The organism is Arthrobacter sp. 05L417 (assembly GCF_056397865.1).
Genome location: NZ_JBFTOG010000013.1, coordinates 35,755 through 54,632, shown reverse-complemented (window position 1 = coordinate 54,632; position 18,878 = coordinate 35,755). Strand labels below are relative to the sequence as shown.

The following is an 18,878-nucleotide window of genomic DNA, read 5'->3' as shown; positions in this document are numbered from 1 at the left end:
CAAGTCGTTGACGCAGATCCTTGATTTTTAGGGGTTTTGCTCCGAAATGGTCAAGAGATCCTATGTCTGGACCCGGATTGGTCTACTCCGCGACCCCTAGCATTTAGGACACACCACTGAACCCGAGGAAGGGAACCACGATGGGCGATCTGGCGCGACTGCCGTTGCTTGAGAAGGCACCTACTACGCATGCACGCCTGCTGGCCTGGGTGGAGGAAGTAGCCGAGCTGACACAGCCGGACCGCATCCACTGGGTTGACGGCAGCGAAGCTGAAAATAAGAAGCTGACCGACGAACTCGTCGCAGCGGGCACCCTGAAAAGGCTGAACCCGGAGACTTTCCCGAACTCCTTCGCCGCATTCTCCGATCCCGCCGATGTTGCGCGTGTGGAAGAGCAGACCTTCATCTGCTCCGAGAACGAGCGCGATGCAGGCTTCACCAACAACTGGATGGCCCCGGCCGAGATGAAGCAGAAGCTGCGCGGCTTGTTCGCCGGCTCCATGCGCGGCCGCACCATGTACGTCATTCCATTCGTCATGGGCCACCTGGATGCCGAAGATCCGAAGTTCGGCGTCGAGATCACTGACTCCGCCTACGTTGTTGCCTCGATGCGCATCATGGCCCGCATCGGTACCGACGTCCTTGAGCGCATTACGCAGACCGACGCTTTCTTCGTCCCGGCGTTGCACTCCCTGGGTGCTCCTTTGGAAGCCGGCCAGGCAGACGTGGCTTGGCCCTGCAACCCGGACAAATGGATCGTGCACTTCCCGGAAGAGCGCTCCATTTGGTCCTTCGGCTCGGGTTACGGCGGCAACGCCCTCCTTGGCAAGAAGTGCTACGCCCTGCGCATCGCGTCCGTCATGGCCCGCGACGAAGGCTGGCTGGCCGAGCACATGCTCATCCTGAAGCTGACTTCCCCGGAGCAGAAGACCTACTACATCTCTGCAGCATTCCCCTCCGCCTGCGGCAAGACCAACCTCGCGTTGCTCGACCCCACCATCAAGGGCTGGAAGGTGGAGACCCTCGGCGACGACATCACCTGGATGCGCTTCGGCAAGGAGGGCGAGCTTCGCGCCGTCAACCCCGAGGCCGGCCTGTTCGGCGTCGCTCCCGGCACCGGTTGGGGCACCAACCCCAATGCCATGCGTGCCATCGCCAAGGGCAACAGCATCTTCACCAACGTCGCGATGACCGACGACGGCGGCGTGTGGTGGGAGGGTATGACCGAGGAAACTCCGGCACACCTGACCGACTGGCAGGGCAACTCCTGGACTCCCGATTCCGACAAGCCTGCAGCGCACCCGAACTCGCGCTTCTGCACGCCGATCGACCAGATCGACATGCTGGCCGAGGAATACTTCAGCCCCGAAGGCGTGGAGCTTTCCGCGATCCTCTTCGGCGGCCGCCGCAAGACCACCATCCCGCTGGTCACCGAGGCCCGCGACTGGTCCAACGGCATCTTCATGGGTTCCACGCTGTCCTCCGAAACCACCGCTGCAGCGGCCGGTGCCGTTGGCGTTGTGCGTCGCGACCCGATGGCCATGCTGCCGTTCATCGGCTACGACGCAGGCGACTACCTGAACCACTGGGTCAACCTGTCCGCCAAGGCCAACCCGGAGCGACTGCCCAAGATCTTCCTGGTCAACTGGTTCCGCCGCACTGCCGAGGGTGGCTTCGCCTGGCCCGGCTTTGGAGACAACGCCCGCGTCCTCAAGTGGGCCATCGAGCGGCTCGAAGGCAAGGCCGACGCGGTCGAGACTCCCATCGGCTTCGTGCCGACCGGTGAGGCCATCGACCTCGAAGGCCTGGACATGACCCCCGCCGAGGTGGAAGCCGCAGTGCGCGTCGACCCAGCCGAATGGGAGACCGAACTGGCATCGATCGAGGAATGGTACGCAAAGTTCGGCGGTTCCCTGCCGGCAGCTCTGCTCTCCGAGCTCGACGGCCTGAAGGCCCGCCTGGCCTAGCCCACCTGCCGGCAACCCGGCTTACGACGACGGCGGTCCCGCACCAAGGGTGSGGGACCGCCGTCGTTTCCCCTTCCAGAGCATTGTGCCGCGATGTGGCCGAGAGTAGCTTTTAGAGAACCAGCAGTTCTCTAATTTTCGGGGGGTCCGGCCATGGACGATGCCCAGCGGTACACAAAAGAGTCCACTCTGGCGTCAGGACCGCGTGAGGGGTCCAAGGTAACCGGGCAGGCCACCGCGCCCTTGGCCGATTTCGGCGTGGGGGACGTCGCCGTCGCCGGTGGAAAGGGTGCCGCTCTCGGGGAGTTGGTGCGTCAAGGGTTCCCGGTGCCGCCGGGTTTCATCGTCACCACGGGCGCGTACCTGTCCTTCCTGGCGGAAACGAATGTTGGGGCGGCGCTGGGCGGCTTTCTGTCCGTCGAACCCGATGAAGTGCCCGACGGCGGTGCGCCCGACGGAAGCGACGGCACCGGCGGGGCCGCCCTGCGAGCCCTCTTCGCCGGAGCGGAAATGCCTGGCCGGCTGCGGCAGGAGATCCTCGATGCCTATGCGGGGCTGGGCGGCGGGGCTGTCGCGGTCCGGTCCAGCGCTACGGCGGAGGATCTTCCGGGAGCCGCGTTCGCTGGTCAGCAGGACACCTATCTCAACGTGCAAGGCGGGGACGATGTAGTCCAGGCGGTAGCCAGCTGCTGGGCATCGTTGTGGACGGACCGCGCGATGGCCTATCGCCGGCGGCAGGGGATCGATCCGCACGAGGTGGCCATCGCCGTCGTCGTGCAAAAGATGGTGCCGGCCGCCATGGCAGGTGTCCTGTTCACTGCGAACCCGGTCACGGGCGAGCGCGGCGAGCTGGTGGTGGACGCGAACCCCGGACTGGGTGAGGCCGTGGTCTCCGGGCGCGTGACGCCGGAGCATTATGTCCTGGACGCCTCGGGAAAGGTGCTGAGTTTCACGCCCGGTGGCCGCGAGGTGGTGATCAGCGCGGCTGAGGGCGGCGGCACGCAGGAAAGCTTCGGTGCCCAAGGTACGACGCCCGGGCTCGCCGCTGCGGAATTGGCGGAATTGGCCACACTGGGAAAGAAGGCCCAGCAGCATTTCGGCCGGCCACAGGACATCGAATGGGCGGCGGTCGGCGGAAAGCTGTACTTGCTGCAGTCGAGGCCGATGACCGCACTTCCGCCCCAACCGCCCGTCCTCAACGCGGTCCAACGACGGGTGGGGCCGTTCTTCATCGAGATGTTCCAGTCGCGGCCGTATCCCTTGGATGTATCCGGCTGGATGAGCCGGGGAATCCTTGCCATGCTGCACGGCATGGCCGGGAGCGTGGGTGTGGTCTTCCCTACGGTTGAGGAGCTGCTGCCGGAGGAGGAAGGGGTGGTGGTGCAGCTCATCCTACCTGTGCCGCGCCCGACCATTCGAACGCTTGCCGCGCCAGCGTCTTTGCTGCGCAGGGCGATGCGATTCAACGCCGGCGCTTGGACCCAGGATCCTCGTTTCTCCTCGTTTATCGACAACATCGAACGACTGAATGGCAAAGACCTCGGCCCGCTGCGGTGGCGTGCGGTCACTGCCTTTGCCGGGGAATGCTTCGCGGCGATGCAGGGCATCACGGACTTGAGGGTCTCCTACCTGCCCGGCATCCTCGTGCCGGTGCTGAAAATGCGTTTCATGCTCTTGTTCCTGGGCAAGACAAAGCTCGCGCCAGCCCTGATTTCCGGGGCGGAAACCCGGACGAGCCAAGCGAACCGGGCCCTTGAACGGCTCGCGTCCATCGCGGCGGACGATCCCGGGCTGTCCCGCGCGCTACTTGATTCAGGCCCCCTTGAGCTCCTGGACTTGCTGGAAAAGGAACACGGACATCGTGCATTCCGCGAGGCTTTCGAGGCGTTTCAGCTCGAGTACGGCCACCGTGAGACCATGAGCGTTGTCCTCAGCAGTTCGCCCACTTGGTCCGATGCCCCCGAGGTGGTTTTGGGGCTCGTGAAGGCCATGTCCGGAGAACGGCCCCAAACAGTTGAACAGGCCGGGAATGCGCTTGTGGAATTGAAACGCCATCCGGCTCTCCGCTTCGAACTGCTGCGGCGGAGGGTGCTCGCCGCCGTTGAGTCCGCCCAAGCCGGAATGGCGTTCCGCGAGGACAGCCACTTCTACGCCACCAAAGCCATCCCGCCGATCCGCCGGGCCTACCGGGAGCTCGGCCGCCGACTGGCGCTGGCCGGCGTGTTGGATGAGCCGGACGAAATCTACCACCTGCGGTTCGAGGAGCTCGAGTCCATCACTGACGCCGACGACGGCGCGCTGCCGGCTTCGCTCCGTGACCGTTTCCGGCCGCTTGTGCTGGCTCGGGCGGCGAAGCGGCGCGAGCTCGAAGGCATCCCGCTGCTCGATCCGGCTTTGCTCTTTGGCCGGGGCCGCCAGGGCCGCCAGGTGGAAGGGGCCCTCGTCTCCGGCACTGCAGCCAGCCGCGGCCGAGCGAGCGGGCCGGTCCGCGTGATCCGCGGGCCGGCGGAGTTCGGACTGCTGCGCAGCGGAGAGGTCCTCGTCTGCCCATACACCAACCCCGCCTGGACGCCGCTGTTCCAGCGGGCAGCCGCGGTTGTGGTGGACGCCGGTGGGCTCGGCTCGCACGCGGCAATCGTTGCAAGGGAATACGGAATTCCGGCCGTTATGGGCACCGGTTCGGGCACCAGCACATTGGTTGACGGGCAGGATGTGCTCGTGGACGGAACCCTGGGAGTGGTCCTTCCGGGCGCCTCGGCGGAGAGGCCTTGAGATGCCGGGGCAACGGGACCAGACACCCGAACAGCGGGACCATCGAAAGTTGCCGCGCCGCCGCGGGGCGGCCCTGAACAGTGCAATCTTCGAAGCAGTCCGGGCAGAGATCGCCGAGTCCGGCTACGCGGCGTTGACGATGGACAGCGTGGCCGAACGCGCCAGGGCGAGTAAAGCTTCGCTCTACAGGCGGTGGCCCGGACGTGCGGCCTTGGTGCTCGAGGCAGCCTACGATGCCATGCCCGGTCCGGCATCCGCGCCGGATACCGGCAGCCTGCGCGAAGACGCCCTGGCGATATTGCGGCTCGTGGCCCAACAACTGGAAGGAGCGGTGGGGCAAGCCATGCGCGGGTTGTTGGGGGAGGCGCTCCAGAATCCGGCGGTGGCGGCTCAGATCCGGGAGTACGCCCGCGGCAACGTAGCTAAGATCATGCGCGCGATCATTGAGCAGGCCGCGGCCCGCGGCGAATGCGATCCCCGCCTGGCCACGGAGACGAGGGTCGAAGCCGGCCCCGCCTTGCTCAGGCAGAGGTTCATCTTCTCCGGAATGCCGATTGATGAGGATTTCTTGGTGCACGTGGTGGATGAAGTGATGCTGCCACTGCTGGTTGGGCCGCCCAACTGACTCGCAGTTGTTGTCGTTTTGAGGCTCCAAAACGACAACAACTGCGTGGGCCCACGCCGCCAGGGTTCCCTGGCCGTGGGGCCCCACCGGCGAGGGTCCCTGCCTGAGCTTGCGAGGGCTGGGAGCCGGTGCGGACTTGCGCGGCGAGGGTGGCGGTGGGGACTAGTTGGGGTCATCTGCTGCTTGCTAGTTGGCGAGCCAGATATCAGGTCCGAAGACTTCGTAGTGAATCTTTGTGGCAGGGATTCCGGCGTTGATGGCTTCGTTGCGGATGTGCTTCATGAATGGCAGCGGTCCGCACAGATACAGCGAGGCATCCGCCGGAAGGTCCACTTCGCGCAAGGACATGAAGCCGGCATTGGACCCGGGCTGCGGTTCCTCCAGCCAGAGCTGGAGTTCCGCTGCGTCCAGGCGCTCGACGTCGTCCGTCATCTGCCCGCGCAAGGCCCAACTGTCCAGATTGCTCTCCGCGTGCAGGACCAGGATTTGGCGGTCGGAGCCGGAATCGGCGAGCGAGCGCAGGATGGAAGCCGTGGGCGTGCAGCCGATTCCGGCCGAGGCGAGGACCACGGGACCGTCGCCATCCTTGAGCGTGATCTCGCCGTAGGGGTTGGAGATCTCCAGGACATCGCCCACCACGACCGTGTTGTGCAACACGGGCGAGACCTCGCCGCCGTCGTCGATCTTGGTCGTGAAGCTACGGCTGGTGCCGGCATCGCCCGAAAGCGAGTACTGGCGGACCTGGCGCAGGCCGTCCGGGAGGGTGACCTTGACGCTGATGTATTGGCCCGGCAGTGCTGCGGTGATGGCGGTATCGTCGGCCGGCTCCAGGGTGAAGGTCATGGAACCGGTACCGGCGGGAGTCTTGGACACGACCTTCCAAGGGCTCCACATCTTGCCGTTGGCCTGCGCTGCGTAGAGCCCCTTTTCGAGCTTGATCAGCGCGTCTGCCATGAGCCAATAGACCTCTGTCCAGGCTTCGGCGATTTCAGGGGTGATGACTTCTGCCAGGTCCTCCGCGATGGCGGCGAAGAGGTGCTCGTAGACCACTTGGTACTGCGGCTCGGTGATCCCCAGGGAAGCATGGCGGTGTGCAATGCGCGACAGGACCGTCTCCGGAAGGGTGCCGGGGTTGCTCACCAGATGGCTTGCGAACGCGGCGATGCTCCCAGCCAGGGCCTGTTGCTGGTTGCCGGAGCGCTGGTTCGAACGGCTGAATAGCCCATCGAGCAGTTCGGGGTGCGCAGCGAAGAGGCGGGAGTAGAACTTGGGGGTGATGTCACCAATCCGGGAGCCGACGAGCGGCAAGGTGGCCTCGATGACGGGGAAGGACTTGTCCGAGAGCATAGGTACTCCTGTCGTAGTGGCCCGTGGGGGTGCATGCGGACCGGGATCAATACTTGTATTTGGAATGCAAGTATCTATAGCTAAATTTCTACACGCTGTAGAAGGATTTGGCGAATCGACAGCCCGGAGATGACAGAGGCGCGCCAGGACCCTGGTTTACAGCCCCGGGCGTAGCCCGATCGCCTGGAACGCCGGCGCCATTTGCCGCAGGCGCGGTAGGGAGGATACGACGACGTCGTCCAGTTCCCGGTAGAAGGCTTCCCTTGCGCGGGCCAGGGCATGGCGAAGGCCGCATTCGGTGATCAGGGGGCAGTCGCCATGCACGGATTGGCACTCGGCGGGATCGGGCCTGTTATTCAACTCCCGCAGGATGTGGCCAACGGTGGCCTTCTGTCCGGCGGCGCTGAGCCGGGATCCCCCTTTGCGTCCTCGCTCGACGTCGATGAGGCCCAGCTCCCGTAGCCGAACAATGGCCTTGCTGACGTGGTGGTAAGGAGTCCCTACTGCGTCTGCGATGTTTTGGGTCGTCAGGAGTTCACCTGCGGGCGCGGACGAGAGAACCAGGAGCGCACGCAGGCTCACATCCGCGAAGGCATTGATCTTCATGCCCTCAAGCTTACGGAGTAAGGTCTAGTCAACCCATACGAGGCGTTCATTGGTGTCAGCTTCGGCATTGTCAAAGGTGAAGCCTTCGGCGATCTGGACATAGGGGACGACGGCTGCCATCAGCCCGCCGCTACGGTGCTCAGCCGCGGCGTGAATCCCGTCCGAGCCGTGTTCCGGAAGGATGACGTCGCTGGCGATCGCCACCGCGCGGTATTCGTCACGGCCTTGGCGCAGCAATTCGAGGATGTCTGCCAACATCGACTCCGTGTCGACGTGTCCCTCGTCGTCCGGCTCTCCGGGCGTTACGAAGACGATCCGAAGTTCGTTATCCTCCGCGAGCGTGACTGCGAAGGGCAGGAAGCCACCGTTTTGTTCCAAATGTTCCTGCGCCGTCGCCAGGGCGGCACCAAGCGTTTCACGGACTTCGCGGAGCTCTTGTTCCTTTGTGCTTTCGAGGCCGTTGCTTGCGGTGCTCATGCTCCTGCTCGCCTTCGGGGCTGCCGGTTAGGACCGGACCAGTGCAAGCACGCGGTCCCGGACCTTTTCCATGGTGGCAACATCCTTCGCCTCGGCGTTCAGGCGCAGGAATGGTTCCGTGTTGGACGGGCGAAGATTGAACCACCAGCTGCCGTCCTTCGCGGTGAACGTGCTGCCGTCCATGGTGTCCACGTCGACGTCTTCGTCATCGAAATCGGCGCGGACCCGCTCAATGGCTCCTGCCTTGTCTTCGATTTCGGAATTGATTTCACCGGAAGAGACATACGGCTCGTACTGGCGGCCAAGCTCGGACAGCGGGCCGTCCTGCTCGCCCAGTGCCGCCAAGACGTGCATGGCCGCGAGCATGCCGGTGTCTGCGTTCCAAAAATCGCGGAAGTAGAAGTGCGCCGAGTGTTCGCCGCCGAAGACGGCTCCTTCTTCGGCCATGACAGCCTTGATGAACGAGTGCCCTACGCGGGTGCGAACGGCCCTGCCACCATCCGTCGCCACGAGTTCCGGGACTGCTCGCGAGGTCAGCAGGTTGTGGATGATCACGGGTGTCTCTTCACCCGCTGCCTGTGCGCGGGCGATTTCCCGACGCGCAACCATGCCGGTGATGGCAGACGGAGATACCGGTTCGCCCTTCTCGTCAATCACGAAGCAACGGTCGGCGTCGCCGTCGAACGCCAGGCCGATATCCGCGCCGTGCTCGATGACTGCGGCCTGAAGATCGCGCAGGTTTTCGGGCTCAAGCGGATTGGCCGGGTGATTCGGGAAGGAGCCGTCCAGCTCAAAGTACAGCGGGACGATCTCGAACGGCAGGGCAGGAAGCAGCTGGTCACCAAGCACTGCGGGAGTGGTCAGCCCGGCCATGCCGTTTCCGGCGTCGACGACGATCTTCAGCGGACGGGAGCCCTTGAGTTCAACCAGGCTGCGCAAGTACTCCGAGTAGTCCTTCAGGACATCGCGGGTGCTGATCTTGCCTTGTACATCTGCAGCCGGGATGCTTCCGTTGTTGAGGTACTTCTCCGCCAGCGTCTGGATTTCCTTGAGGCCTGTTTCGGAGGAGATCGGCTGGGCGCCGGCCTTGGACATCTTGATGCCGTTGTACTCGGCGGGGTTGTGGCTTGCGGTGAACGTGGCACCAGCCGCGTTCAGGGCACCGCAGGCGTAGTAGAGCTCGTCGGTGGAGATAAGGTCCAGGAGCTGGACATTGGCGCCGCGGCGAGCAGCGCCGTCGGCGAATGCCTTGATGAATTCGGGGGATGACGGGCGCATGTCGCCGCCAACCAGCACAGTCTCGCCAGCCAGGCCGAGGGTGTCGACGAAGGCCGCGCCGACGGATTCCACGATGTGGGATGTGATGGATTCGCCGACGATTCCCCGCACGTCATAGGCCTTGAAGGAAGCTGAGAGGTCAAATGTCTTGTTCTGCTCGCTAGTCACGCGCTCAATCTTACTGTGGAGCGGGGGCGTCGCTGCGCAGGGACGCCATCTCTGTGGAAAACGCTTGTCCACATAGATGACGTTCCGGGTTCTGGCTGTCTGCGGGTGCTGGAATACTGAAGCCATGCCCAACAACCCGGATGCTGCCCTACTCGCAGCGGAACAGTCCACCACCCGGCTGCAGGCCCTTGAAGTCCTGAAGGAGCTTGTGGGAAATGGAGACGCCCGATTCCACGATGGACAGTACGAAGCGATTGAGGCGCTCGTCGACGCCGGACGGCGCGCTTTGGTGGTGCAGCGGACGGGCTGGGGCAAGTCGGCTGTGTACTTCGTCTCGTCGTTGCTGCTGAGGCGCCGGGGCGCAGGGCCCACGCTCATCGTTTCGCCGCTGCTTGCGCTCATGCGGGATCAAGTGGCGGCGGCCGCGCGTGCCGGCGTGCGAGCCGTGGCGATCAACTCCGCCAATCAACTTGAGTGGGACAACGTCCGCGAGCAACTGGCCGCGGACGAGGTGGATGTTCTCCTGGTTTCGCCGGAGCGGCTCACCAATCCTTCGTTCCGGGAAAACCAGCTTCCCGAGCTCATCCGGCGTACCGGTCTCCTCGTGATTGACGAGGCTCACTGCATTTCGGACTGGGGACACGATTTCCGTCCCGACTATAGGCGCATTTCCGATCTCATCGAGCAACTGCCTGGCAGTGTTCCAGTGCTGGCCACCACAGCCACGGCCAACTCCCGGGTGGTTCATGACATCGAAGAGCAGCTCGGCGCCGGAGTGCTGACCATCCGCGGGCAGCTTGGCCGCGAGTCCTTGCGGCTGGGTGTCTTGAAGCTCGCCGATTCGCGGGATCGCCTTGGCTGGTTGCTGACCCATCTGGCAGACATGCCAGGCAGCGGAATCATCTATACCTTGACCGTTTCGGCCGCTGAAGACACCGCACGGCTGCTCTCCGAGGCAGGCCACAACGTCTTGTCCTACACCGGGCGGACGGACCCCGCGGATCGTGAACGGGCCGAGCAACTCCTCAAGGACAACCAAGTGAAGGCGCTCGTTGCCACCTCGGCGCTCGGCATGGGCTTCGATAAACCGGATCTCGGGTTCGTCATCCACCTTGGTGCCCCGTCATCGCCGGTGGCTTACTACCAGCAAGTCGGCCGTGCCGGCCGTGGCGCCGCGAATGCGGATGTGCTCCTCCTGCCCGGATCCGAGGACCGCGAAATCTGGCAGTACTTTGCGACTGCTTCTATGCCCTCGGAGGAAAAGGCCGCAGCCGTCCTCAACGTCTTGGCCGAATCCGGCTCTGCCTTGTCAACGGTGGCCCTTGAGGCGCGGGTGGACCTGCGCCGGACGCCCTTGGAACTCCTGCTGAAGGTCTTGGCGGTGGATGGAGCGGTGGAGCGCGTAGGCGGTGGCTGGAGGTCCACGGGACGTCCGTGGATCTACGACGCCGAACGCTACGCCCGCATCGCCGAGGCCCGGGTGGATGAGCAGGATTCCATGGTGATTTACCAGGACACCGCCGGATGCCGCATGGAATACATCACCGCGGTCCTGGACGACGAATCCGCACGTGCATGCGGCCGTTGCGACAATTGCGCCGGCAAGTGGTTCCCGGCGGACGTGGCAGCCGCAGCCGCCGACGCCGCCGGGCAGACCCTCCGGCGCGCGGGCCTAGCGCTCGATCCACGGCTTCAATGGCCCAGCGGCATGGACCGGCTGGGCGTGACGGTAAAAGGCAAGATCAAGCCCGACGAGTTGCTGGCCGAAGGACGCGTCCTGGCCCGCCTGACCGATCTCGGCTGGGGTGGTGCCCTCCGTGAACTTTTTGCCGCCGGGGCGGCTGACCGCGAGGTTGAACCTGCCATGTTGCAGGCCTGCGTGCAGGTCTTGCGCGAATGGTCTGTCGGTGACGGCCGATCCACCGGGTGGAGCGGCCAAGGGCGTCCGGCGGCCGTCGTGAGCATTCCGTCCAGGAACAAGCCGGCGCTCGTCGAATCCTTGGCCCGCGGCATCGCCGGGATCGGCCAGATGCCGTATTTGGGTTCCCTCGAACTCCAGCACGGCGGCTCCACGGGCGGGCGCGGTGGCAACAGCGCCTATCGGCTCGCCGGCGTCTGGGAGCGCCTCGTGGTGGGTCCGGAACTTGGACAGAACCTTGCATCCCTAGGGGGTCAAGGGATCCTCTTGGTCGATGACCTGGCGGACAGCCGCTGGACCATGACTGTTGCTGGCCGCGCCCTCAGGCAAGCCGGGGCAGGATCGGTGTTGCCTCTCGTCCTCGGTCAAGCAGCGTGATGGGCGCAGCCCCGGATGTCCAGTCCGAATCCAAGTGGCAGCCACGGCTCGCGTTGCTGGTTGCCGCCACCTTCTTCATGGAGTTCCTGGACGGAACAGTCCTTACTACCGCCATGCCGAGCATCGCGGCCGACTTCAAAGTGGTCTCGGCCGATGTCAACGTTACGATGACTGCTTACTTGGTGACGGTGGCCATGGGCATTCCGCTCAGCAGTTGGCTCGCAGAACGCTTTGGCGCGCGTCGGATCTTCTGTCTGGCTATCGCTGTGTTCACCGTTGCGTCGCTGCTGTGCGCAGCAAGCCAGGACCTCATCTTGTTGACGTTGAGCCGGGTGGCACAAGGCGCCGGTGGGGCGATGATGGTGCCGGTAGGGACTCTCGTAGTGCTGCGGGGCACACCCAAGTCGGAGCTCCTCCGAGCCACGGCATTCCTTGTTTGGCCCGGGTTGTTGGCCCCCGTTTTGGCGCCGCTTGTGGGCGGAGCTTTCACAACCTATCTTTCCTGGCACTGGATCTTCCTGATCAACGTCCCGCTGGGCCTTGCTGCGTTCGTTGCAGCCCTGAGGCTGGTTCCGCGTACGGGAGGCGATGCCGGCCGGCGGCTCGACTGGCTCGGCCTCGCACTCACCACTTTCGGCGTCGGATCGCTTGTGGTGGGTCTTGAAGGGGTTGGCGGCCATGGCGCGGGCGCGGTCCCGGCAGCCGTGCTGCTGGCCGGGGCATTGGCTTTGGCCGGAGCGGCCTGGTGGATGCTCAAGGCCAAGGCCCCGCTCTTCGATCTCCGGGTTTTCGCCACTCGCACGTTCCGGGCCACTTCCACCGGAGGGTTCGTCTATCGCCTGACCATCAGCTCGGTGCCGTTTCTGCTACCGCTGTTGTTCCAGGACGGCTTTGGCTGGGATCCACTTAAATCCGGTGCGATGGTGGCCGCGGTGTTCATCGGCAACATCGGCATCAAGCCGGCCACGACGCCCATCATTCGGCGGTTCGGTTTCAAGCCTGTGTTGGTCTTCGCCTCTTTCGCGTCGGCCGTCACCTTTGCCGCTTGTGCGGCCCTCAACGCAGGGACCCCGGAGCCTTTGATTTTTGCCTTGCTGCTGGCCAGCGGGGCCTTCCGTTCGATCGGCTTCTCGGCGTACGCCTCCGTGCAGTATGCGGATATCGTCCCGGGGGAGCTTCCCTCGGCCAACGCAGTGTCAGCCACGTTGGTGCAACTGGCCGCGGGCGCTGGTATTGCAGTGGGTGCGCTCTTCCTGCGTCTCTTCGACCATGCGTCGTTCTTCGGCGACGGCCCTTCCTCGGCGTACCGTGGCGCCTTCCTCTCCATGGCTGCCGTGATGCTGTTGAGCACGGTGGACAGCCTCACGCTGCACCGGCACGCCGGAGCCGAAGTCAGCCGCAGCGTTGTGAGCAAGCCCGAGAAACGGCGCGGCTAGAGAGCCTTGGGGACGCCAATCGCCGGAACCTCCATCACGGAGACTCCGGCGACTCTTGGCCATCCGCGTCTTGCTTGGATCGCTTTGACTACGAAGCCGGGTGCGTGAACGGGACCCGTTCGAACGACATGACGCTCGTTGCTTCCTCCGGGTTGACCGTGACCTTGAGCCAGTCTTTGGCATTGTTGGATCCATCCACGGTGATTCGCGTCAGGTTCTTCGCCGCTGTGGCCTGACCGTAGAAGGACAGCCACGTGGAACCGGCGGCGAGGGGGTGGTCTTGGTTGTAAACGTGGCTGTCGCCGTTGATCAGGTAGACCGGGCCGCCGAACGCGTTCGATTCCTCGATCAAGGTCTGCACCAGGGGTTTGAAAGCGCCAAAATCCGCCTGTGAAGGGGCTGCGACTGTCGGGTCGAACATGTCCGCCTGCGTCATCACGACGACGGCCCGGTCGCCGTTGTTCCGCGCCTTGCGGAAGGTGTCCCTCAACTCCTGGATGTCAGCCTCGGTCCTCTGCTGTACCTCGTCCACTTGGGCGGCGGTGGGCTGGGTCTGGCCGAGTCCCGTCCAAGGCAGCATCGAATTATCGCTGCCCGGAATGTTGACCGCAGTGAAGGCGACCTCATGCTTGCGGAAGCTGACGTTCTCCGGGAAGCCTTCCTTTACCTGTGATTTCACCGTCATCGGTGCGCCAAGGGTGAATCCGGGCTTCGGGAAGAAGACTTCCCGAACCTTGGCCAGTCTTTCCAACGGGTTGTAGGCGCCGTTGTTCGTTCGGTGGCAGTCAGTCCACTCGTTGTCGCCCGGGGTGTAGACGAGCGGAGCAGTAAAGCTGTCGAAGTTCTTCTTGATGGCTTCGAAGTACTCGTCAGTGCACTGGGAAGATCCGTTCTTGATATCGCCCACGTGTGCTACAAAGCTCAGTTCCTTGTGTGCGTTGAGGTCCTGGATGTAGGACGGGAAGGCTTGGATCTCAGCGGCACCGTAGGGTACGTCGCCGATGACGCCGAAGCTGAAGCCTTCGGTATTGCCTTGGTGTCCGTTGCCGTTGGAGCCATTCTGTCCCGAAGTGTTGCTGTCATTGGCCGCCAGTGCCGGCGGAGTGAGCAACGCGGTTGACAACAGGACGGCCCCAACCGTCGCGATCGCGAATCTCGTCATTGAACGCATGAATCTCTCCTCGTCGTTGGTCTCCGTTACCCGGACGAGGCTATTGGCGCGAGCTGAATTCAAAGAGTCGGAGACATGAATCTTCGCCGCCAGGATCGGCCGCTGAAGACCGCGGCCGCTGAAGACCGTAAACGAAAAGACCCAGGAACGCTGAAAGTCCCGGAACCCAAAAACTCCCGGAACGCAAAAAGGCCCCGGTCAGGGACCGGGGCCAAAACGCGGAGACGGGGGGATTTGAACCCCCGGTGGAGTTGTGCCCCACACTTCATTAGCAGTGAAGCCCATTCGGCCGCTCTGGCACGTCTCCAGTTGCTATTGCTAGCCAACCAAGGATACGCAGAACTGGGCACCCAGTGCAAAACGGGGACGCGGGCAGCCGTCGGGGGCTCCGCCGTTAAGGGCGCTAGTGCCCCGAGCCCTTCTTGCCGGCAAGCGCCCGCCACAGGAAGTGCTGGCTGCGGGCTTGGAGCGAGGCCGCCTGGCGGTTGTCCGAGGCTCCTGCGTGACCGCCTTCAAGTGCTTCGTGGAACCACACGTTCGGGATGCCCATTGCCTGCATCCGGGCTGCCATCTTCCGGGCCTGGACCGGGCCTACACGGTCATCGGAGGTGGCTGTCCAGATGAACGTCTCCGGGTACTCCACTCCGTCTCGCAGCAGGTGGTACGGCGAGAAGGTGCGGATGTACTCCCACTGTTCCGGCACGTCGGGATCGCCGTACTCGGCAATCCAGGAGTAACCAGCCGAAAGCTTGGTGTAGCGGCGCATGTCCAGCAACGGGACGCCGCAGGAGATCGCTCCGAACAGCTCCGGGTACTGGGTCAGCATGTTGCCCACCAGTAGTCCGCCGTTGGAGCCGCCCACGCAGCCGAGCCTCCGCGGACTGGTGACGCCCCGCGAAATGAGATGCTGCGCCACAGCGGCGAAATCCTCGAACGCGCGGTGCCGATTCTCCTGCAAGGCTGCCCGGTGCCATGCGGGACCATACTCGCCGCCGCCGCGGATGTTGGCCACGACGTAGACGCCGCCACGTGAATGTGGCGCGGAGCCGTCGTCGGAAGTGATGCTTTCGCTCCGGCGCTCCAGCCAGGCGCGCCCGATGGCTCCGCTGTAGGCGGGGGTCCTTGAGACTTCGAACCCGCCGTAGCCCGAGAGCTGTGTGGGGTTCTCGCCGTCGAGGTCCAGATCTTTGGACGCGACCTGGAAATAGGGCACGCGCGTACCGTCTGCTGAGGTAGCGAAGTGCTGCTGGACCTCGTAGTCCGCCTCGTTGAAGAACGACGGCGAGGACTTCACTACTGCGTGCGTGCTCGCCACCCCGCCGTCATGGCCTGCGTCGAGCGTGTAGCCGGCGATGCCCGGGGACAAGGTGCCGCGCATGAGTGTCGTGGGGGTGGTGAAGCCGGTAGCGACGAGCCAGTAGTCGTTGCCGGCGTCGTCGCCTTCTGCTTCGTCCTCGTCATCCACGGCGTAGGCGTTCACGTCGTGCAGCGGCGGGCACGCATCCAACAAAGTCGAAGCCCAACCGCCGGCGGAATCCTTGCTGGCCGGGTCGAGCACCCTGATTTCGGAAGAGACGTCGTGCAGCAGGTTCAGGAGGAGGTAGTTCCGGGTCCAGCTCCACGACTGGAGGGACGTGTGCTCATCCGGGGTGAAAAGCACCGAGAAGTCGCGTGCCCCGGACAAGTAGCCCTCAAAGTCGGCAGCCAGCAGGGACCCGGAGGCGTAGGTGGTTCCGTCCACGTTCCAGTCCTGCCGTGGACGGAACATGAGCCATTCGCGGTGGGAACTGAGGTTGACGTCAGTGGGGACATCAATGGCCAGCCACGCGTCGTCGCGTAGCACGGAAGTGGTCCGGTTGAAGAAGTCGATCCAGTCCACGGCGAAAGTGCGTTCGAATCCCGGGGTGGAGTCGTGGGCGACGAGCGCCATCATGTGGTCTTCGGGGATCTCGAAGATCCGCTCGGCTTCGGCCAGGGATTGGCCGCGACGGAGCTTCACCCCGGTGCGCGCGTAGGAAGAGCTGGTTTTCGGCAGGCCGTCGGCGGTCGTGGCAACCAGGAGGGTATCGGCGTCGAGCCAGCTCACGTTTCCTTTCGCGGTCGGAAGGTCGAAGCCGCCTGCGGCAGGGTCCACGAAGGTGCGGGTTTCGACGTCGAACTCGCGGTGGCGGTTGGCGTCGCCGCCGTCGGGGGAGAGGGCGATGATGGCGAGGCGGTGCGGTTCACCCTCGGCGGGGCGCAGGAAGTTTGCGCCGTGGAAAACCCATTCTTCGCCCTCGGCTGCGGCGAGTGCATCGATGTCGAGGAGGACGTCCCATTCCGGGGCGTCGCTGAGGTAGCTCTCCCACGTGGTCCGGCGCCAGAGCCCCTTGGGGTTCTGCTGGTCCTTCCAGAAGTTGTAGTAGTGCTCGCCGCGCTTGTTGACCATGGCAATCCTGTCCGTGGAGTCCAGAACCTCCAGGATTCCGGCTTCCAATGCGGCGTAGTCGGCGTCGTCGAGCAAGTCTTCGGTGCGGGCATTTTGCTCCCGTACCCAGGCCAGCTGTTCCTCGCCGTGGATGTCCTCGAGCCAGATATTCTCGTCGACAGGCTCGGGGGCGATTGCGGTTCCCTGGGCAGTTTCGTTGTCGGGCGCGGGCGCTTGATCAGCTGCTGTGGTGGTCATCCCTCATCCTAGAATGACTGTCTGAGAAGGAAGCAAGTCACAAGAAGTTAGGCTTGGGCGTGGGTAAATCGCAGAACATTCGGGTTGGGCTGATCGGGGCAGGTCCCCGCGGCACCAGTGTGCTGGAGCGTTTGCTCGCCAATTGGGCCGCGACGGAATCACAAGGGCGTTCGCTGCATATCGACGTCGTGGACCCCTATCCTGCCGGTCCCGGGCACGTCTGGCAGCCCGAGCAGTCCCGGCTGTACCTCATGAACACGCAGTCGTTCTACCCCACACTGATCCCCGAGGACGAGCGACTCGCGCCGCCCCTGGCCGGCGGCTCCTTTGAGCAGTGGCGGGCTGAGCAGCGGTCCGTCGGCGGCCATGGCTTGAGTGCTGAGGAACGGGCCGAACTTGCCGCCCTCGCCTCGGACGACTTTCCCAGCCGTGCCCTTTACGGACGGTACCTGCGATCCACTTTGGAGGAACTGCTGGACCGTGTCCCGGCCGGCGTGGAGATCGCCTTCCATCGGAAAAACGCCGTGGCGGCGCATCCCCTGGCTGGCGGTCCGGCGGAGGGCGATCCGGACGGTTCGCCTGGTCAGCCCGCGGGCGGAGGGTTCGACGTCGAACTCGTCGACGGCGCTCGGCTCACCGTGGATTCCCTTGTCCTCGCGCTGGGCCACCTTGAGTCCCGGCTCAACCCGGAGCAGCGTTCTTTCAGGGAGGTGGCGGGGGAGCTCGGGCTCCTGTACGTGCCGCCAGCCGCACCTGCCGACGTGGACTGGGCACTGGTCCCGGACGGGGAGACGGTCCTGGTCCGGGGCATGGGCCTGAATTTCTTCGACGTCATGGGCCAACTGACGGAAGGCCGCGGGGGACAGTTCGTTCCGGCCGAAGACGGTCTCGAGGGAAAGCTCAAGTACGTGCCTTCGGGCCGGGAACCGAAGATCATCGCGGCATCCAGGCGTGGCACTCCTTACCGGGCCAAGGCCGGTTTGGACGGCTATTATCCCAAGTCCGTGCGATTGCGCTACCTGACGGAGAGCGCGGTGGAACGCTTCGCCGCGGCGGGCATCCAACCTGGCTTCGACCACGATCTTTGGCCCCTCCTGCATCGGGATGCGTTGTGGGCATACTATTCGACGCTGGTCGTAGCCGAACCCGTGGCCGTGTCTGATGCGACGGAATTCCTGGCCGCCCTCGAGGACTTGTTGCAGCCCCACGCGCATGCCACCGGGCGGTGGGAAAACCAGGTCGGGGAGTTGGTCTCCACCCATGTCGCAGCGTCGCGCCGCCTTGACCTGCTGGGACTCGCCGCGCCTTTGGCCGGACATTCCTTCGCGTCCAGGAAGGAACTCGACGCCGCCGTCGTCGACTATTTGGACGACGACGCCCGCCGCTCCGCGCTCGGAGAAGCAGATCCAGTGAAGATGGCGATCGGTGCCTTGCATACCGGACGGGCCATCCTGAAGAGCGCCGTGGCCGACGGCGGCATCACGGACGAGTCGTGGGTCGGTGAGCTCCGGGGCTGGTTCGAATCCTTCGTTGAGGGACTCGCGAGCGGTCCTCCGGCCCTGCGCGCCGAACAGCTGGCCGCTTTGGCGCGTGCCGGCGTCGTAAGTTTCGTGGGCCCGGATCCTCGATTCAGTGTTGACCGTTCCCAGCGCGTCTTCCGCGCTGTGTCCGCATGGGTGCACGACGACGCCGCGGAAGCCAGGACGCTGATTGAGGCCATGTCCCCGGCGAACCGGGTGGGCGTGAGTGTTTCTCCGCTCCTGCGGCAGTTGCTCGCCGACGGCTTGGTGCGGCCCAAGGTAATGATGACTGCCGAGGGAACGCCGGTGCAGACCTCCGGCTTGGACGTCCAGCCGCATCCCTACCGTTTGGTGGGCGCCAACGGTTCCGTGACTCCGGGAATGTACGCCCTTGGCCTGCAGCTTTCTTCGACCCAGTGGGGGACGGCCATTGCCGCTGAAGCCCGGCCTTCCGATGGTCGCGGCTATCGGAGTGGCCAACGGACCCTCCGCGACGCCGATGAAATCGCCAGGGACATGCTCGGCCTTCCCCTCCAGAAATGAGCATGTT

Annotated in this window: 12 protein-coding genes and 1 tRNA gene; 6 read left to right on the top strand and 7 right to left on the bottom strand. The window is 64.5% G+C overall.

The window, feature by feature from the left end:
* Window positions 1–140 precede the first annotated feature (140 nt).
* The 3 genes from AC1DJW_RS11920 (at window position 141) to AC1DJW_RS11910 (ending at window position 5,364) form a co-directional block, all read left to right on the top strand.
* A complete protein-coding gene (locus AC1DJW_RS11920; protein WP_390281167.1) occupies window positions 141–1,967 on the top strand; it encodes a phosphoenolpyruvate carboxykinase (GTP) in 1,827 nt (608 codons plus the stop codon).
* 153 nt (window positions 1,968–2,120) lie between these two features.
* The gene (locus tag AC1DJW_RS11915) at window positions 2,121–4,739 is read left to right on the top strand and encodes a PEP/pyruvate-binding domain-containing protein (protein WP_476901488.1); all 2,619 of its coding nucleotides are present in this window, start codon (window positions 2,121–2,123) and stop codon (window positions 4,737–4,739) included.
* A 1-nt stretch (window position 4,740) separates the two neighbouring features.
* A complete protein-coding gene (locus AC1DJW_RS11910; RefSeq protein ID WP_476901487.1) occupies window positions 4,741–5,364 on the top strand; it encodes a TetR/AcrR family transcriptional regulator in 624 nt (207 codons plus the stop codon).
* 186 nt (window positions 5,365–5,550) lie between these two features.
* Here AC1DJW_RS11910 and AC1DJW_RS11905 read toward each other — a convergent pair whose 3' ends face one another.
* From AC1DJW_RS11905 to AC1DJW_RS11890, 4 genes are all read right to left on the bottom strand, one after another.
* The gene (locus AC1DJW_RS11905; protein ID WP_390281162.1) at window positions 5,551–6,711 is read right to left on the bottom strand and encodes a globin domain-containing protein; all 1,161 of its coding nucleotides are present in this window, start codon (window positions 6,709–6,711) and stop codon (window positions 5,551–5,553) included.
* Between the two features lie 156 nt (window positions 6,712–6,867).
* Window positions 6,868–7,317: an RrF2 family transcriptional regulator gene (locus tag AC1DJW_RS11900; RefSeq protein WP_284753446.1), complete on the bottom strand. Its 450-nt coding sequence runs from the start codon at window positions 7,315–7,317 to the stop codon at window positions 6,868–6,870.
* A gap of 24 nt (window positions 7,318–7,341) precedes the next feature.
* A complete protein-coding gene (locus AC1DJW_RS11895; protein WP_390281160.1) occupies window positions 7,342–7,794 on the bottom strand; it encodes a hypothetical protein in 453 nt (150 codons plus the stop codon).
* A gap of 27 nt (window positions 7,795–7,821) precedes the next feature.
* Complete coding sequence (locus AC1DJW_RS11890) at window positions 7,822–9,240, bottom strand: phosphomannomutase/phosphoglucomutase (RefSeq protein WP_476901486.1); 1,419 nt, start codon at window positions 9,238–9,240, stop codon at window positions 7,822–7,824.
* 124 nt (window positions 9,241–9,364) lie between these two features.
* On the opposite strand from AC1DJW_RS11890, the gene AC1DJW_RS11885 reads away from it, so the two are divergent.
* Both AC1DJW_RS11885 and AC1DJW_RS11880 read left to right on the top strand, forming a co-directional pair.
* Window positions 9,365–11,536 (top strand): RecQ family ATP-dependent DNA helicase, encoded by a 2,172-nt coding sequence (locus tag AC1DJW_RS11885; RefSeq protein WP_476901485.1) that lies wholly within the window; start codon window positions 9,365–9,367, stop codon window positions 11,534–11,536.
* Window positions 11,536–12,972, top strand: coding sequence for an MFS transporter (locus AC1DJW_RS11880; protein ID WP_476901484.1), 1,437 nt, complete (start codon window positions 11,536–11,538; stop codon window positions 12,970–12,972). The genes AC1DJW_RS11885 and AC1DJW_RS11880 overlap by 1 nt, the downstream gene beginning before the upstream one ends.
* A gap of 88 nt (window positions 12,973–13,060) precedes the next feature.
* On the opposite strand, the gene AC1DJW_RS11875 is transcribed toward AC1DJW_RS11880, so the two are convergent.
* The 3 genes from AC1DJW_RS11875 to AC1DJW_RS11865 form a co-directional block, all read right to left on the bottom strand.
* Window positions 13,061–14,143, bottom strand: coding sequence for a hypothetical protein (locus tag AC1DJW_RS11875; RefSeq protein ID WP_476901483.1), 1,083 nt, complete (start codon window positions 14,141–14,143; stop codon window positions 13,061–13,063).
* Window positions 14,144–14,362: 219 nt separating this feature from the next.
* Window positions 14,363–14,450: transfer RNA gene (locus AC1DJW_RS11870), tRNA-Ser, on the bottom strand.
* Between the two features lie 96 nt (window positions 14,451–14,546).
* Window positions 14,547–16,808 carry a prolyl oligopeptidase family serine peptidase gene (locus tag AC1DJW_RS11865; protein ID WP_476901482.1) on the bottom strand — a complete coding sequence of 754 codons (2,262 nt, stop codon included), beginning with the start codon at window positions 16,806–16,808 and terminating at the stop codon, window positions 14,547–14,549.
* Between the two features lie 59 nt (window positions 16,809–16,867).
* Between AC1DJW_RS11865 and AC1DJW_RS11860 the strand changes: the two genes are divergently transcribed.
* Window positions 16,868–18,871: an FAD/NAD(P)-binding protein gene (locus AC1DJW_RS11860; protein WP_476901481.1), complete on the top strand. Its 2,004-nt coding sequence runs from the start codon at window positions 16,868–16,870 to the stop codon at window positions 18,869–18,871.
* The last annotated feature ends 7 nt before the right edge of the window (window positions 18,872–18,878 follow it).

Excerpts from the sequence above, each read along its gene's own strand:
- AC1DJW_RS11915 (WP_476901488.1), top strand. The coding sequence starts at position 2,121 with ATGGACGATGCCCAGCGGTACACAAAAGAGTCCACTCTGGCGTCAGGA.
- AC1DJW_RS11905 (WP_390281162.1), bottom strand. The coding sequence starts at position 6,711 with ATGCTCTCGGACAAGTCCTTCCCCGTCATCGAGGCCACCTTGCCGCTC.
- AC1DJW_RS11875 (WP_476901483.1), bottom strand. The coding sequence starts at position 14,143 with ATGCGTTCAATGACGAGATTCGCGATCGCGACGGTTGGGGCCGTCCTG.
- AC1DJW_RS11920 (WP_390281167.1), top strand. The coding sequence starts at position 141 with ATGGGCGATCTGGCGCGACTGCCGTTGCTTGAGAAGGCACCTACTACG.
- AC1DJW_RS11865 (WP_476901482.1), bottom strand. The coding sequence starts at position 16,808 with ATGACCACCACAGCAGCTGATCAAGCGCCCGCGCCCGACAACGAAACT.
- AC1DJW_RS11885 (WP_476901485.1), top strand. The coding sequence starts at position 9,365 with ATGCCCAACAACCCGGATGCTGCCCTACTCGCAGCGGAACAGTCCACC.
- AC1DJW_RS11895 (WP_390281160.1), bottom strand. The coding sequence starts at position 7,794 with ATGAGCACCGCAAGCAACGGCCTCGAAAGCACAAAGGAACAAGAGCTC.
- AC1DJW_RS11910 (WP_476901487.1), top strand. The coding sequence starts at position 4,741 with ATGCCGGGGCAACGGGACCAGACACCCGAACAGCGGGACCATCGAAAG.
- AC1DJW_RS11900 (WP_284753446.1), bottom strand. The coding sequence starts at position 7,317 with ATGAAGATCAATGCCTTCGCGGATGTGAGCCTGCGTGCGCTCCTGGTT.
- AC1DJW_RS11880 (WP_476901484.1), top strand. The coding sequence starts at position 11,536 with ATGGGCGCAGCCCCGGATGTCCAGTCCGAATCCAAGTGGCAGCCACGG.